Origin of the sequence: Methylocystis parvus OBBP (assembly GCF_027571405.1) — a bacterium.
GTDB classification, from domain to species: Bacteria; Pseudomonadota; Alphaproteobacteria; order Rhizobiales; family Beijerinckiaceae; genus Methylocystis; species Methylocystis parva.
Genome location: NZ_CP092968.1, coordinates 2,798,103 through 2,811,847 on the forward strand (window position 1 = coordinate 2,798,103; position 13,745 = coordinate 2,811,847).

A 13,745-nucleotide genomic window follows, 5' to 3' on the forward strand; every position below is an offset into this window, starting at 1 on the left:
CGTTTCCGGCTGAGAGACGGCGGGGGCCGCTACATTCGCGCTAACGCCCGATGGCGGAGACGCTTCTTATTGTGTAGGACAACGCTCGCGGCAAGAGGAAGATCGACCCCACCGACGAGCGAGCCAGAAAATGATATCGAAACTCAAGCGCAGCGTCCTGGCCATGCCGGGCTCCAACGCCCGCGCCCTGGAAAAAGGCAAGAGCCTCGCCGCGGACGTTTTGATGTTCGAGCTCGAAGACGGCGTCGCCGAGGCGGCCAAGGCGACGGCGCGCCAGCAGGTCGCCGCGGCGATCCTGGGCGGCGGTTATGGGGCGCGGCAGATCGTGGTGCGCGTCAACGCCCGCGGCTCCGAATGGTACAAGCCCGACATCGCCGCGATCGCGCCGACGGGCCCCGACGCCATCGTCATTCCCAAGGTCAATTCCCGCGACGACATTCTGAAAGCCGCGGCCGACATCGTGGCCGCCGGCGCGCCCTTCAGGACCAGGCTCTGGGCCATGATCGAGACGCCGCGCGCCATTTTCGACATCGAAAAAATCGCGAGCGCCGCGGACGATCCGGCGGCGCGCCTCGAAGTGCTGGTCCTCGGGCCCAACGACATCGCCAAATCGACCCGCGCGCGCCTCACTCCCGGCCGCCCGGCGCTGCTCTCCTGGCTCTCCGCCGGCGTGCTCGCGGCGCGCGTTCACAATATCGAGATCATCGACGGCATTTATAACGACTTCAACGACGAGGCGGGCTTGCGGCGCGAAGCCGAACAGGGCCGCGACATGGGCTTCGACGGCAAGATGCTGATCCACCCGAACCAGATCGCGCCGGTCAACGGAATCTTCGCGCCGAGCGCGGAAGAGGTCGACTTCGCGCGCCGCATCATCGCCATTTTCGACGATCCGGAAAACGCCGAAAAGGGCGTCGTCCAGATCGACGGCCAGATGGTCGAGCGCCTGCATCTCGACATTGCGCGCCGCACGCTCGCTTTGGTCGAAGCGGCCGGCTGACCGCCGCGCCTTGAGGCGACGAAAGCCTGTTTCGCGGGCAGGCCGCCTACTTTATATCTGCCGATCCGTAGGGCGAAAAAACGAGGACGGTGAGCATGGCGGCGCCTGATACCGAGAAGACCGACAAAGCCTCCAAAGTCGAAAGCCCCGCGGATAAGGGGTCGCCAGCGACGCCGCCGGCCAGGCCCGACACGCCGAAAAAACGCAAGGGCGGCTTTCTCTCCAAGCTCTTCCTCTCCGCCGCGACGCTGGCGATCCTCGCCGGGGCCGCCGGATATGGCGCCCTGACCTTCCGCGACGCCGATCCGCGCATCGGGCTCGCCGCCAATTATGTGGAAGAGGGGATCGCCGAAGCGCGCGGCGCGCTGGACAAGGCGCAGGGTCTCGTCGCAGATCTGACCGGCGAACCGAAACCCGCGCCCAAGACGCAAAGCCGCCGCACGCTGCTCGACAAGGCGCCGCTGCCGCCGGCCGCCGGCTCGGAATCGGGACCCGCCCCGCAGACCGAAGCGGCGCAGGCCGGCGAAACCGCCGCCCCGGAAGCCGCGCCCGAAACGCCGCCGCCTGCGCCCGCGGAAACCGCGAAGGAGCCCGAAACGCCGGCCGGCGCCTCGGTCGCGGAGACGTCGCAGCCCAAACGCGCCGACATTCCCGAACCCCCGCGCAAGCCGGTGGAGCTCGCCCAGGAAGCGCCGCAAACGCTTCCGCCGCCGGCTCCGGTCGCCGCCCCGCCGGTCCCCGCTCCCGCGGCCAAGGCCCTCGACGCCGACGGCTTCACCGATCGCGACCTGATTTCGGCGCTCGAAGGGCGCATCGAGGCGCTGAGCGACGAAGTGCAGACGCTGCGCGGGAAACTCGACGCGCCAAAGAGCGAGACGCGCGCCGCGCCGGAAACCGAAGTGGCGAAAGCGCCGGTCGAAAAGCCGGCCCCCCCTCCTTCTCCTCCCGCGGCTGACGCGGGCGGCGCGGCGGTCGTCGTCGCCTTCGCGCTCCAGCGCGAACTTGAAGCGGGCCGTCCATTCGCCGAGGAGATCGCCGCCCTTTCGCGCCTCAACGCGGAACCCGCGCCGGCGCCGGCGCTGATCGAACTCTCCGAAAAAGGCGTCCCGACAGGCGCGCAGTTGCGCGACGCCTTCCTGCCGCTCGCCAAGAAGCTCAGGACGCAGGACGTCCATCCGGAAACGCCGCATGACAGCGGCGACATCGCCGGCCATCTGCTCGAGGGCGCGAGCAAGCTCGTGAAGGTGCGGCCTGCCGGCCAGGCCAATCCGGAGAGCCTCGACGGCAAGCTCGACCGTATCGAGGCGGCGCTCGGCCGGAGCGATTTCGCCGCAGCCGAACGCATTTTCGACAGCCTGCCTGAGGAAGCGCGGGCCGAGACGAAAGAATTCGGCGAAACGCTCCGTCAGTGCGCCGAAGCGGCGAAAGCGGCGGATGAATTGCTGCGCGGGGCCATCGCGGCGCTCGGCAAGAAGTAAGCGGGAACGACCATGCTTTTCATGTTCTTCTTCATCGTCGCGCTCGCCGCCGCCGCCTATGGAATCGAATGGCTGATCGAGCAGCCCGGCAAGCTGCTGCTCGAATTCGCCGACAAGCAGTATGAGGTTTCGATTCCGGTCGCCGTCGCCGGTCTGCTGCTGCTCATCGCCGCAATCATCATGGTCTGGGCGATCGTCGTGGCGCTCATCCGCCTGCCCGGGCGCATCACCGGCGGCTCGCGCGAAAGGCGCAAGGCCAAGGGCCTCGACGTGATCTCGCATGGCCTCGCGGCGGTCGGAGCGGGCGACGTCGCCAAGGCCCGCAAGGCGGCCGGGCTCGCCGAAAAGCTCATCCCCGAAGAGCCGCTGACCCAGATGCTCGTCGCGCAGGCGGCGCAGCTCGCCGGCGACAAGACGGGCGCCGCCAAGGCGTTCCACAAGATGACGCTCAATCCGGAGACAAAGCTCCTCGGCCTGCGCGGTCTTCATATCGAGGCCAAGCGGCGCGAGGACGCGGAAGCCGCGCATCACTTCGCCGCCGCCGCCCATGACATCGCGCCGCTGCCCTGGGCCGGCTCCGCCGTGCTGGAGCATCTCGCCGCCTCGGGCGAGTGGGAGAAGGCGCGCGAAGCCTTGGAGAAGAGCGTCAGCTCCAAGGCGATCGACCTGCCAAGCGCTCAAAAGCTGCGCGCCGTCATCGAAACCGCGATGGCTATTCAGAAAGAGCGCGAGCATCCGCATGAAGCGCTGCATCTCGCCCGCCAGGCCCTGAAGCGCCGCCCCGGCTTCACGCCCGCCGCAACGACCGCCGCGCGCGTGCTGATCCGCCATGGCGACCAGAAGCAGGCGCTGAAGCTGATCGAAGCCGTGTGGACCACCGATCCGCATCCGGATCTCGCGGAAGTCTATCTTCAGGCGCTGCCGGAGGAGACCAATACGCAACGCGTGGCGCGGATGGAGCGCCTCGCCAAGATGGCGTCAAACGCGCCGGAAAGCCGCCATATCGTGGCGCAGGCGGCCCTCGCGGCGCGCGACTTCGACAAGGCGCGCGAAGCGCTCGCCCCGCTGCTCGCGAGCGGCCAGCATCCGACGGCGCATACCTGCCTGCTGATGGCGGAGATCGAGGACGCCGAGCACGGCCCGAGCGGGCCGGTGCGGGAATGGCTGGCGCGCGGCTCGCGCGCCCCGCGCGATCCGGCGTGGATCGCCGACGGGACGGTCTCGCGGCGCTGGCTGCCGCTCTCGCCCGTCACCGGCCGCCTCGACGCCTTCGAATGGAAGACGCCGCCGCATTCTGCGCAACATCTGACCGAAGAGGGGCGCCCCAACATCCCCGCCGCTTTCCTGGCGCGCCCGGAACAGGCCCCGCAGATCACGGCGCAAGCGGTGGAGTCGTAAGCGACCATCGATGATGGCCCGCCGCTTTCCCCGCTCGCCGAGAAAGGCGCGCGCGGGCGATCGTCGAAAGCCTTGCCTAACCCCGACGCCGGTCCGCCCGGCGGATCTGCACATAGAGCGCGCCCTCGCCGCCGTGATGGCGGGCGGCCTCGCCGAAGCCCACGACCACGTCCCGCAGATTCGGGGCCTGCAGCCACATGGGCACGACGCGGCGCAAGATCCCGCCCTCCTCCCGCGACAATCCCTTGCCGGTGACGACAATCGCAACCTTGGCGCCGTCGGCCTGGGCCCGGCGTAAAAATGCGTTCAAAGCGCGCTGCGCTTCGTCCTGCCGCAAGCCATGCAGATCGAGCTTGGCGGAGACGTCGAGACGGCCGCGCTTGATCTTCACGCGGGTGCGATGGTCGATCTCGACGAGAGGCGTCGGCGGCTTGGGCGGCGGCGGGCGGTCGAGATGGGGAACGGGCGCGGGCGACTTTACGCGCAAAGGTTCAGCGGGTTGATGCGCGGGCGCCGCCGGCTCCTCGACCGGCGCGGGCCGGGCGCGGAAGGGGCGCACGCTGGCCGTGACCACGGTCCAAAGCTCCGCCTCGGCATGGGTGAGGCGGCGTGTATAGGGGCGCCGGTCGTCGCTCACTGCGCGGCGCCCTCTCTTGGCAGGAAGACGATGAAATCCGCCGGATGACGCACGCGACCCGCGAGCGATCCCGCTTGCGCGCCGGTCCCGAAAAAGAGATCGGCGCGCGCCGCGTCCAAAATCGCCGAGCCCGTGTCCTGCGCGATCATCAGCCGCTCGAACCTCGTCTCCGCCTCCCCCTCCCAGGGGACGCTGGTCGCGATCCAGAAAGGCAGGCCGTAACTCCAGATCGACCGGTCGACGGCGATGGAGCGAAGCGGCGTCAAACCGACCCCCTCGCCCCCGACGGGACCGAGCCGCCGGTCGTCTGAATTGTCCAGACGGAAAAATACATAAGATTGGTTTTCCTGCATCAGCCTTCGGCCCGGCTGATTGGGGCCAACGCCCATTTCTCGCAGCGTCGCCTTCAATCTTTCCAGCGACATCTCGCTTTCCGGCGCGAGCCCGCGCTCGATCATCAACCGGCCGATCGACGTATAGGGCCAGCCATTGCGCCCGTCATAGGTGAGGGCGCGCGTCGTTCCGTCCGGCAGACGCAGCCGCGCGGAGCCCTGCACCTGAATGAGGAACAGCTCGACGGGATCGCTCACATAGACGAGCGGGACGGAGCCCGTCGCCGCGCCCGCCAGCTCGATCTCGCGACGCGTCGGATAGGGAACAAGCGTTCCGTCCGCCAGGCGGCGCGCACTCGTGACGACGTCATGATCAAAGATCGGAAGCGGGGTCCTGTTGAGCGTGACCAAATCGGGCGGGCGCGAGAGCGCGGGCGTTTCGAAACCCGGCTCGGGCGCGAGCCGCGCCTCGACCTCCGGCTCGTAATAGGCGGTCACGAAGCCCTTGCCCGGGATGCGACAGGGACGAAACCATCTGCGGAAAAACGCGCCGCCGCCGACGTCGCCCCCGAGCGCCGCGCGAGCCGCCAAAATGAGCGCGGCGGGCGGCGAAGCGGCCGGGCGCTGCGCCGGCTTCAGCTCGGCGAGATGCGCCGCCGAACGTTTGAACGCCGCAAAGGCGGCGTCGAGATCGTCGGAATCGAAACCCGGGATCGCCTCGAACGCAATCGGCTCGATGTCCCAAGGGGCGCGCACGGCGTCACGCGGCGCGGGTGGCGGTGAGCTTCCAGTTCGGATCCGAGGCGCGCGGATCGCGCCCGAAGGTCCAGAGCTCCTCGACGGGAGTTGTGTTTCCGCCCTCGATCACCTCGCCGGATTTGTCCTTCCGGACATTCATGAGCCGCACGGCGAAACGCACGGTGACCTCGTTGAGGCGCGGCGCCGCGCGGGCGGCTTCGACCAAAGCGGAGTCGATTGCGACGATCGCGCTCTCCACGGTCTCGCCCGCCGCTTCGCGGCGCGCGATTTCATGCGCGAATCCGTCATAGACGTCTTTCGAGAGCAGCGGGCGCAACGTGTCGCGGTCCCCGGCGGCGAACGCCCCGACGATGATCTCATAGGCGCGGCGGGCGCCATCCAGAAACGCATGGCCGTCGAAACGCGAATCGGCGGCGGCGATGGCGTCGAGCCCTTCCGCGGCGGCGGCGTTCTTTTCCGCAACGCCGGCCCAGCGGTCTTCATGGCGGACGGGCGGCAGATCGTCGGCGGGCGGCGCGCCCGGAAGCGGCGCGGGACCGAGCGACGCGCGGCGCGGCTGGAATTGCGGGGGCGGGGGCGCCTCTTCGCGATCGACGCGCATGCCGAGGACGGAGCGAAGTTTCCACACGACGAAGATGGCGAGCGCCGCGAAGACGACCAGCGAGGGGTCGAAAGGTTCGCCGGACGGCGACATTGATCTCTCCCGAATTTCGGTCTTGTGGGCTACCATGTCGCGGCTCACATGTCACGAATCAAGGGTCGCGCGGATCGCCGCAGTCGGCCCGGGTTCAAGCTTAAAAGGTGGCGCAGGCGGCGCGGGAGTTCACGGCGTGACGGACAGGACGAAGCTTATCGGGCTCGCGCTCGGCCTTTGGCTCGCCCTGGAGATTCTGGCCTTCGCCTTCGTCCTCAGATCCGTGGGCCTTCTCGTCGCGATCCTGCTCGGCCTCGGCACCACGGCGCTGGGCCTCTCCGACGTGAAGCGGCTGATGGGCGTCTGGCGCGAGCGCGGGAAACTGCGCCCTGACGGGACCATGCTGGACGGCGCGCTGCAGGCCTTCGCCTCCTTCCTTCTGATTCTCCCCGGCTTCGCCTCCGACGTCGCGGGGCTGGCTCTGAAATCGCCTTCCGTGCGCATGGCGGCGATGAACCGCATCCGCAATCGCGGCGAGGCGGAGCAAAAGGCGGAGGGGCCGCAAACGATCGACCTTGACCCCCGCGAATGGAAGCATCTGACCCCGAGCGGCCGCCCGAAGCGCAAACGCAAGAAGCCCGACGGGGCGTCGCCGACGGTCCGTTAGTTCCTTTAATTCGCGCCGCGCGAAAAACCGGTCGCCGCTTTTTCGTCGCTTGCCGCAGCCTTGTTCCGCATCGGGAGACGTGTTAGGCGGGCGCGACTTCTCACCGCAAAGCGGCACGGCTGGAGATCCCGACATGTCCGATACGAATGGAAACGGCGCCAACGCCAATCAGGGCGGCGCTCCGGCCCTCAATGCGCTGGTCCAATATTTGAAGGATTTCTCCTTCGAGAATCCGAACGCGCCGAATTCGCTCGGACCTCAGGAGAAGGCGCCGAACATTTCCATTCAGGTGAACGTCAACGCCAAGCAGCTTGCGCCAACCGATTTCGAAGTGTCGCTGACGCTCGACGCCGCCGCCGGCGAGGGCGCGGGCCTGCTCTTCAAGCTCGAGCTCGAATATGGCGGCGTCTTCCGCCTCGTCAACATTCCGCAGGAGCAGATCCATCCGATCGTCATGATCGAGTGCCCGCGCCTGCTTTTCCCCTTCGTGCGCCAGATCGTTGCCGACGCCACGCGCGACGGCGGCTTCCCGCCTCTCTATGTCGATCCGATCGACTTCGTCGCGCTCTACCAGCAGAAGGCGGCGGAAGCCGCCGGCCAACCAGGAACGGCGAACGCCTGACGCCATCTCACAATTTGCGCCTCAAGCGGCGGAGGGCGGTTGCTCTCCGCTTTCTTGTTTTTCGGGAAGATATTCGGGCGGATATTTGTCCCAGAGGACCGTTTTGCCCAACGCCGCGACAAAGGCGCGATGGGCGTCCGCCTCCTCCTTCGTTAGACGGCTCGGCAGCGGCTCCGGCCGCGCGCGCATGAGATCGCCGGTCGCGGCGCGGCGCGCGACGCTGATCGGCGCGAGCGACAAGGCCGCCTGACGGCCGCCGCGCAACTCCGCATAGACTTCCGCGAGCAGCCCGGCGTCGAGAAGCGCCCCGTGCTTGTCGCGGCGCGAGAGGTCGACGCCGTAGCGCTGACAGAGCGCATCGAGCGAAGCGGGGCTTCCGGGATGAAGCCGGCGCGCCATGGCGAGCGTGTCGATGATCCGCGCCGGCGCCAAAGGCGCAAAACTGAGCATCGCGAATTCGGCGTTGATGAAGCGCGCGTCGAATTCGGCGTTATGCGCGACCAACGGCGAATCCTCGATGAAATCGACGAACTCCCGCGCGATCTCGCGAAATTTCTTATGCTGCGAAAGAAACTCGCGCGAGAGGCCGTGAACGCGGAACGCCTCTTCCGGCATGTCGCGTTCGGGATCGATATAGACGTGAAAGACGCGGCCGGTGGGAATGAGATTCAAGATCTCGACGGCGCCGATCTCGACGACGCGGTCGCCCTTCGACGGATCGAGGCCGGTTGTTTCCGTATCGAAGACAATTTCGCGCATTCCGATAGTTCTCTCAATCGATCACGTGACGTAACAGCCCAAAGAGCCAGCGTATCGGAGACCAGACCAGACGCGCCGCCCAGACCAGAAATTCCAGTCCGTCCAGAAAATCGACGACGATATCGACGAACCGTCTCCAACCGCTTTTGGGCGGCGCGCCGTGACTCAGGCGCGCGTCATCTTCTTCGCAGCTCATCGAGAATGGCCCGAACCTCTTCGCGCGCCGCCTCGATCCCCTTTTCCGTATGGACGACGAAATCGGCGCGGGCGCGTTTTTCGGCGTCGGGAACCTGCTTGGCGAGAATGGCCTCGAATTTCTCCCGCGTCATGCCTGGACGCGCGAAAACGCGCGCCTTTTGCACATCTTCCGGCGCCGAGACGACGACGATGGCGTCCACCGTCCTGTCGGCTCCGGTCTCGAAGAGCAGCGGCACGTCATAGACGACGATGCGCGTTCCCTTTTCCTCCTGTTCCTTCAGAAAGGCGTCGCGCGCCGCCCAGACCAGCGGATGGACGATGTCTTCCAATCTCTTCAGCGCGTCTGGATTTCCGAGCACGCGTTCAGTCAGCCTGCCGCGATCGATCGCGCCGTCCACCGTCACGCCGGGAAAAGCCGCCTCGATCGGCGCGACGGCCGCGCCGCGATAGAGATCGTGGACGATTCTGTCGGAATCGAGAACCGGCGCGCCGGCCTCGCGAAACATTTCGGCGGTCGTCGATTTTCCCATGCCGATAGAGCCGGTGAGGCCGACGCGGATCATTTGGCCGCTCACGAGATCAGCGCCCCCTCACGTCGGAGCGCATCGAGCAAAGGCAGGATGGGCAGGCCCATGATCGTCCAGTGATCGCCTTCGACGCTCGAGAAGAGCTGCGCGCCCAGCCCCTCGACCTGATAGGCGCCGGCGCTCGTCAGAGCCGTCTCGCCCATGGCCTGGAGATAAGCGGCGATGAAATCTTCGCTCAGGGGACGCATGGTGAGGTCGGCATGCGCCACGGTCTCGAAAATCGGCGACGCGTCGCGAAAAAGCGCGATCGCCGAATGCAGCCTGTGACGCCGGCCAGAGAGAAAACATAGCAATTCCGCCGCCTCCTGCATCGACCCGGGTTTGCCGAAGATGCGGCCTTCGCAGCTTGCGACCTGATCCGCCCCGAGGGTGAGACGGCCGGGCGCGCCGGCGGAAATGGCGGCGGCCTTGGCGCGAGCCAGCGCGGCGGCGATGACGTCGGCGCCTGCGGACCCAAGGGAAGCTTCGATCGCCCGCTCGTCAATGCCGGCGGGACGCGATTCGAAGGGCAGCCCCGCCTGCGCCAGCACCTGCCGGCGCCCGGCGCTTTTCGAGGCGAGAATCAACGGCGCCCCGACTCGCCAGAAAAGGGAGGACCGATTTTCGCTCACGCGCGCATCCACAGGCTCGGGGAACAACGAGGAAAAGCGGGGAAAGTTATGGGACCCCGGCGGCGTCCCTGTCGATAGCTGGGCATATCCTCGCCTTTCCATCAACAGGGATGTGGCTGTCGGGAACGAAGCAGTGAATTCGCGACGCAAGACTCATAAACAGCCATAGGCTCGATTCTCCACAACGAGGCTTCGACGCAATGATTTGAAAATACGTCATTTTCATCAGTTTTACCGCTTTTGGAGAAATAGCGGGACGAATCCGTCAGGATTCGGTTTGGCTGTGGGCGAATTCTTAACGAAACGTTAATGACCGCGCCGCAAAGGTTAATAAAAAGTAAATCAATCTCTTTTAAATGAATTTTTATTTTTGGGGCTTTCAGGCTAACTCCTTTTGCAGGGCCTTGGAACGGCGAAGCAGGGAAAGAAAATTGTCGGAAGAGAAACGCCTGATTTCGGCCTTGCGCGGCAAGGCCCATGACGTCCCCCCCATGTGGCTCATGCGCCAGGCGGGCCGCTATCTGCCGGAATATCGGGAGCTCAGGTCCAAGGCGAGGAGCTTTCTCGATTTTTGCTACACGCCGTCCATGGCGGCCGAAGTCACGCTGCAGCCGGTTCGCCGCTTCCATTTCGACGCGGCGATCCTTTTCTCCGACATACTCGTCATTCCCGACGCGATGGGGCAGACGGTCTCCTTCGAAACCGGCGAAGGTCCGCGCCTCGATCCGATCGAGACGCCGGAGGGCGTCGACAGGCTCGGGGTTTTCGACGCGGAGAAGCTCTCTCCGGTCTTCGAGACGATCGACCGGGTGAAGTCGGCGCTTCCTTCGGACGTCGCCTTTATCGGCTTTTGCGGCGCCCCCTGGACGGTGGCGAGCTATATGATCGCGGGCAAGGGCACGCCGGATCAGGCTCCGGCGCGGCTCTTCGCCTTCCGCCATCGCGACGCCTTCCAGAAGCTCATCGACCGGCTGGTCGAGGCGTCGGTCGACTATCTCATCCGACAGATCGACGCTGGGGTCGAGACGGTGCAGATCTTCGACTCCTGGGCCGGCGTGCTGCCGGCGAATGAATTCGAAAGCTGGTGCGCGGCGCCGATCACGCGAATGGTGGCGGCTCTCAAGGAGAAGCGGCCAGGAACGCCCGTCATCGCCTTTGTGCGCGGCGCCGACGCGCAGCTTCCAGGACTGACGCGGCGTCTTGGCGCCGACGGCTACGGCCTCGATACGGCGCTCGACGCGAAATGGGCGGTCGCCGAGACGGCGTCCAGTGTCTGCCTGCAAGGCAATCTCGATCCGTTGGCGCTGATCGCGGGCGGCGACGCGCTCGACCGGGAAGTGGACGCGATTCTGGCGGCCTTCGCCGGCCGGCCGCATATCTTCAATCTCGGCCACGGCATTCTCCCGCAGACCCCGATCGACAATGTCGAGCGGCTGATCGCGAGAGTGCGCCGCGCATGAACCCTTATCTCTGGATCAAGGCGCTGCATGTCATGGCCGTCATCGCCTGGATGGCCGGGCTCTTCTATCTGCCGCGCCTTTTCGTCTATCACGCCCGAGTGGGACCGGGGCCGCAATCCGAGACTTTCAAGGTCATGGAGGAGAAGCTGCTGCGCATCATCATGCGCCCGGCGATGATGGTCTCCTGGGCGACCGGCCTCTATCTTGCAACCGCCGGAGATCATTGGCGCGAGGCCTGGTTTCACGCGAAGCTCGCCCTCGTCGTCGCCATGACCGCGGCGCATCATTACGACGCGATTCTCGTGAAGCGCTTCGCCGCCGACGCCAATAGCCGGCCGCATGTCTTTTATCGCTACCTCAACGAGGTCCCGACTTTACTGATGATGGCGATCGTCGCGCTGGTGATCGTTAAGCCGTTCTAAACCGCGACGAATCGGCGGGTCTTGCTTTTCGGTAAAGAACGTTTTAGAGACAATCAGCTCACCTCAAAAAGGCAGTCTGTCGCAACGCGACCCGCCGGTATTTTCCTCCCGGCGACCACGGGACTCCCGGTCCTTTCCGACCTGCCCTTTCCTCACGAAAAGTCAAAGAACTTTGGAACTTACGGCCAAGGAACTCCCCATGCGGGAAATCAAACTGTCGGACTTGAAAGCCAAGTCCGCCGCCGAATTGCTCACCTTCGCCGAGGAGCATGAAGTCGAGAACGCTTCGCTTCTTCGCAAGCAGGAGCTTCTCTTCGCCATTCTCAAACAATTCGCCGCCCGCGACGTCGAGATCGTCGGCGAGGGCGTGGTCGAGGTGCTACAGGACGGTTTCGGCTTCCTGCGTTCGCCCGACGCCAATTATCTGGCCGGTCCCGACGACATTTATGTGTCGCCTTCCCAGATTCGCAAATTCGGCCTGCGCACCGGCGATACGGTCGAAGGCATCATTCGCAGCCCGAAGGAAGGCGAACGCTATTTCGCGCTTCTGAAGGTCAACACCATCAATTTCGAGGATCCGGAGAAGGTGCGCCACAAGGTGCCCTTCGACAACCTCACCCCGCTTTATCCCGATGAGCGGTTGAAGCTCGAGATCGAGGATCCGACCAAAAAGGATCTCTCGTCGCGCGTGATCGATCTCGTGGCGCCGATCGGCAAGGGCCAGCGCGCGCTGGTCGTCGCTCCGCCGCGCACGGGTAAGACGGTTCTCCTGCAGAATATCGCGCAGTCGATCACGACCAATCATCCCGAGTGCTATCTGATCGTGCTGCTCATCGACGAGCGCCCGGAGGAAGTGACCGACATGCAGCGCTCGGTGCGCGGCGAAGTCGTGTCCTCGACCTTCGACGAACCGGCCGTGCGTCACGTTCAGGTCGCCGAAATGGTGATCGAGAAAGCTAAGCGCCTTGTTGAGCATCGCCGCGACGTGGTGATCCTGCTCGACTCGATCACGCGTCTGGGCCGCGCCTATAACACCGTGGTGCCGTCTTCCGGCAAGGTGCTCACGGGTGGCGTCGACGCCAATGCGCTTCAGCGTCCGAAGCGCTTCTTCGGCGCCGCGCGCAATATCGAGGAAGGCGGTTCGTTGACCATCATCGCCACGGCGCTGATCGACACCGGCTCGCGCATGGACGAAGTCATCTTCGAAGAGTTCAAGGGCACCGGCAACAGCGAGATCATTCTCGACCGCAAGGTCTCCGACAAGCGCGTCTTCCCGTCGATCGACATCACGCGCTCCGGCACCCGCAAGGAGGACCTGCTCGTCGCCCCGGACATCCTCAAGAAGATGTATGTCCTGCGCCGCATCCTCAACCCGATGGGCACGGTCGACGCGATCGAGTTCCTGCTCGGCAAGCTGCGCGAGACGAAGGGCAATCAGGCTTTCTTCGATTCGATGAATACGTAAGAAGTGGCACCTCTCCCGCTCGCGGGAGAGGCTGGATTCGCATAATCGGGTCCGATGACGGACGCGCCCTACATTGCTCGCAGATCGAGCGCCATCAGCGTTTCATCGAGATAATTCCCTTCCGCGATCTTCGCCGCGCATTTGTCGACGCCATAGGGGCGGAATCCCCAGCGCGTGTAAAAGCGCAGGGCGCGGGCGTTTTCCGAAACGACGGTGAGCACGACGATTTCGACCCGCGCGCGCGCCTCGTCGAGCAGCGCGCGCATGATCGCGTCGGCCGCTCCCGCTCCTCGATAATCGGCGTCGACATACATGCCGTAAAGCAGCGCCCTGTGTCCCGTCTTCGCGCCTGTGAAGCAAGACAGGCCGCCAATGCCGATCAGCCTGTTTTCGTCATAGGCGCCGACCACATAATCGCGCTCAAGACGCGCCGCCGCTTCATCGTTCGGCATGGCGGCTTCATCCTCTGGCGCAAAGCGAAAAGCGCGGGTTTCGCGGCGAAAGCCCTCCATGCGCAGCGCCTGATAAAGTGCGGCGTCCCGAGCGCCGAGACGACGGCATATGGCTTGCGCTACCACGCTGATGTCCCCAAGGTCTTCGCCTAACCCACGGTGCGGCATGTTTTCAAATTTCGCCAATGTCCGGACGATGGTCGCGCTTTCGCGCGATCTCCGACGCGGCAAAACTCCCGGCCCGCGAATCGCCGGGGGGAGGGT

At 65.4% G+C, this 13,745-nt stretch carries 16 protein-coding genes; 8 read left to right on the top strand and 8 right to left on the bottom strand.

Annotated elements, in window-relative coordinates:
• Positions 1-130: 130 nt before the first annotated feature.
• The 3 genes from MMG94_RS13570 to MMG94_RS13580 all read left to right on the top strand — a co-directional run bounded on the left by MMG94_RS13570 (position 131) and on the right by MMG94_RS13580 (position 3,876).
• Positions 131-1,000, top strand: a complete 870-nt coding sequence (locus MMG94_RS13570; RefSeq protein WP_016918613.1) for an HpcH/HpaI aldolase/citrate lyase family protein — start codon at positions 131-133, stop codon at positions 998-1,000.
• A gap of 95 nt (positions 1,001-1,095) precedes the next feature.
• The gene (locus MMG94_RS13575; protein ID WP_016918612.1) at positions 1,096-2,478 is read left to right on the top strand and encodes a COG4223 family protein; all 1,383 of its coding nucleotides are present in this window, start codon (positions 1,096-1,098) and stop codon (positions 2,476-2,478) included.
• 12 nt (positions 2,479-2,490) lie between these two features.
• The gene (locus MMG94_RS13580) at positions 2,491-3,876 is read left to right on the top strand and encodes a heme biosynthesis protein HemY (RefSeq protein ID WP_016918611.1); all 1,386 of its coding nucleotides are present in this window, start codon (positions 2,491-2,493) and stop codon (positions 3,874-3,876) included.
• A 76-nt stretch (positions 3,877-3,952) separates the two neighbouring features.
• On the opposite strand, the gene MMG94_RS13585 is transcribed toward MMG94_RS13580, so the two are convergent.
• From MMG94_RS13585 to MMG94_RS13595, 3 genes are read right to left on the bottom strand one after another with little or no spacing between them, the layout of a single operon-like run.
• Entirely contained in the window at positions 3,953-4,513 is a 561-nt protein-coding gene (locus MMG94_RS13585; protein ID WP_016918610.1) for a Smr/MutS family protein, read from the bottom strand.
• Complete coding sequence (mltA, locus tag MMG94_RS13590; RefSeq protein WP_016918609.1) at positions 4,510-5,601, bottom strand: murein transglycosylase A; 1,092 nt, start codon at positions 5,599-5,601, stop codon at positions 4,510-4,512. Before mltA ends, MMG94_RS13585 begins: the two co-directional genes overlap by 4 nt.
• Before the next feature lie 4 nt (positions 5,602-5,605).
• Positions 5,606-6,298: a Tim44/TimA family putative adaptor protein gene (locus MMG94_RS13595; protein WP_016918608.1), complete on the bottom strand. Its 693-nt coding sequence runs from the start codon at positions 6,296-6,298 to the stop codon at positions 5,606-5,608.
• Between the two features lie 136 nt (positions 6,299-6,434).
• Here MMG94_RS13595 and MMG94_RS13600 point away from each other — a divergent pair, with 136 nt between their 5' ends.
• On the top strand, positions 6,435-6,905 hold the full coding sequence (locus MMG94_RS13600; RefSeq protein WP_016918607.1) for an FxsA family protein: 471 nt from the start codon (positions 6,435-6,437) through the stop codon (positions 6,903-6,905).
• Positions 6,906-7,038: 133 nt separating this feature from the next.
• Positions 7,039-7,527 carry a protein-export chaperone SecB gene (gene secB, locus MMG94_RS13605; protein ID WP_016918606.1) on the top strand — a complete coding sequence of 163 codons (489 nt, stop codon included), beginning with the start codon at positions 7,039-7,041 and terminating at the stop codon, positions 7,525-7,527.
• Positions 7,528-7,548: 21 nt separating this feature from the next.
• Here the strand turns inward: secB and dnaQ are convergent, their stop codons facing one another.
• From dnaQ to MMG94_RS13625, 4 genes are read right to left on the bottom strand one after another with little or no spacing between them, the layout of a single operon-like run.
• Positions 7,549-8,286, bottom strand: coding sequence for a DNA polymerase III subunit epsilon (dnaQ, locus tag MMG94_RS13610; RefSeq protein WP_016918605.1), 738 nt, complete (start codon positions 8,284-8,286; stop codon positions 7,549-7,551).
• A gap of 13 nt (positions 8,287-8,299) precedes the next feature.
• Positions 8,300-8,482: a hypothetical protein gene (locus tag MMG94_RS13615; protein ID WP_016918604.1), complete on the bottom strand. Its 183-nt coding sequence runs from the start codon at positions 8,480-8,482 to the stop codon at positions 8,300-8,302.
• Positions 8,463-9,047: a dephospho-CoA kinase gene (coaE, locus tag MMG94_RS13620; RefSeq protein ID WP_016918603.1), complete on the bottom strand. Its 585-nt coding sequence runs from the start codon at positions 9,045-9,047 to the stop codon at positions 8,463-8,465. Before coaE ends, MMG94_RS13615 begins: the two co-directional genes overlap by 20 nt.
• 8 nt (positions 9,048-9,055) lie before the next feature.
• On the bottom strand, positions 9,056-9,682 hold the full coding sequence (locus tag MMG94_RS13625) for a Maf family protein (protein ID WP_040578898.1): 627 nt from the start codon (positions 9,680-9,682) through the stop codon (positions 9,056-9,058).
• Positions 9,683-10,113: 431 nt separating this feature from the next.
• On the opposite strand from MMG94_RS13625, the gene hemE reads away from it, so the two are divergent.
• The 3 genes from hemE to rho all read left to right on the top strand — a co-directional run bounded on the left by hemE (position 10,114) and on the right by rho (position 13,029).
• Positions 10,114-11,142 carry a uroporphyrinogen decarboxylase gene (hemE, locus tag MMG94_RS13630; protein WP_026016057.1) on the top strand — a complete coding sequence of 343 codons (1,029 nt, stop codon included), beginning with the start codon at positions 10,114-10,116 and terminating at the stop codon, positions 11,140-11,142.
• On the top strand, positions 11,139-11,564 hold the full coding sequence (gene hemJ, locus MMG94_RS13635) for a protoporphyrinogen oxidase HemJ (RefSeq protein ID WP_016918600.1): 426 nt from the start codon (positions 11,139-11,141) through the stop codon (positions 11,562-11,564). The genes hemE and hemJ overlap by 4 nt, the downstream gene beginning before the upstream one ends.
• Before the next feature lie 199 nt (positions 11,565-11,763).
• Positions 11,764-13,029 carry a transcription termination factor Rho gene (rho, locus tag MMG94_RS13640; RefSeq protein WP_026016056.1) on the top strand — a complete coding sequence of 422 codons (1,266 nt, stop codon included), beginning with the start codon at positions 11,764-11,766 and terminating at the stop codon, positions 13,027-13,029.
• Between the two features lie 68 nt (positions 13,030-13,097).
• Here the strand turns inward: rho and MMG94_RS13645 are convergent, their stop codons facing one another.
• On the bottom strand, positions 13,098-13,481 hold the full coding sequence (locus MMG94_RS13645; protein ID WP_244415201.1) for a GNAT family N-acetyltransferase: 384 nt from the start codon (positions 13,479-13,481) through the stop codon (positions 13,098-13,100).
• Positions 13,482-13,745 lie beyond the last annotated feature (264 nt).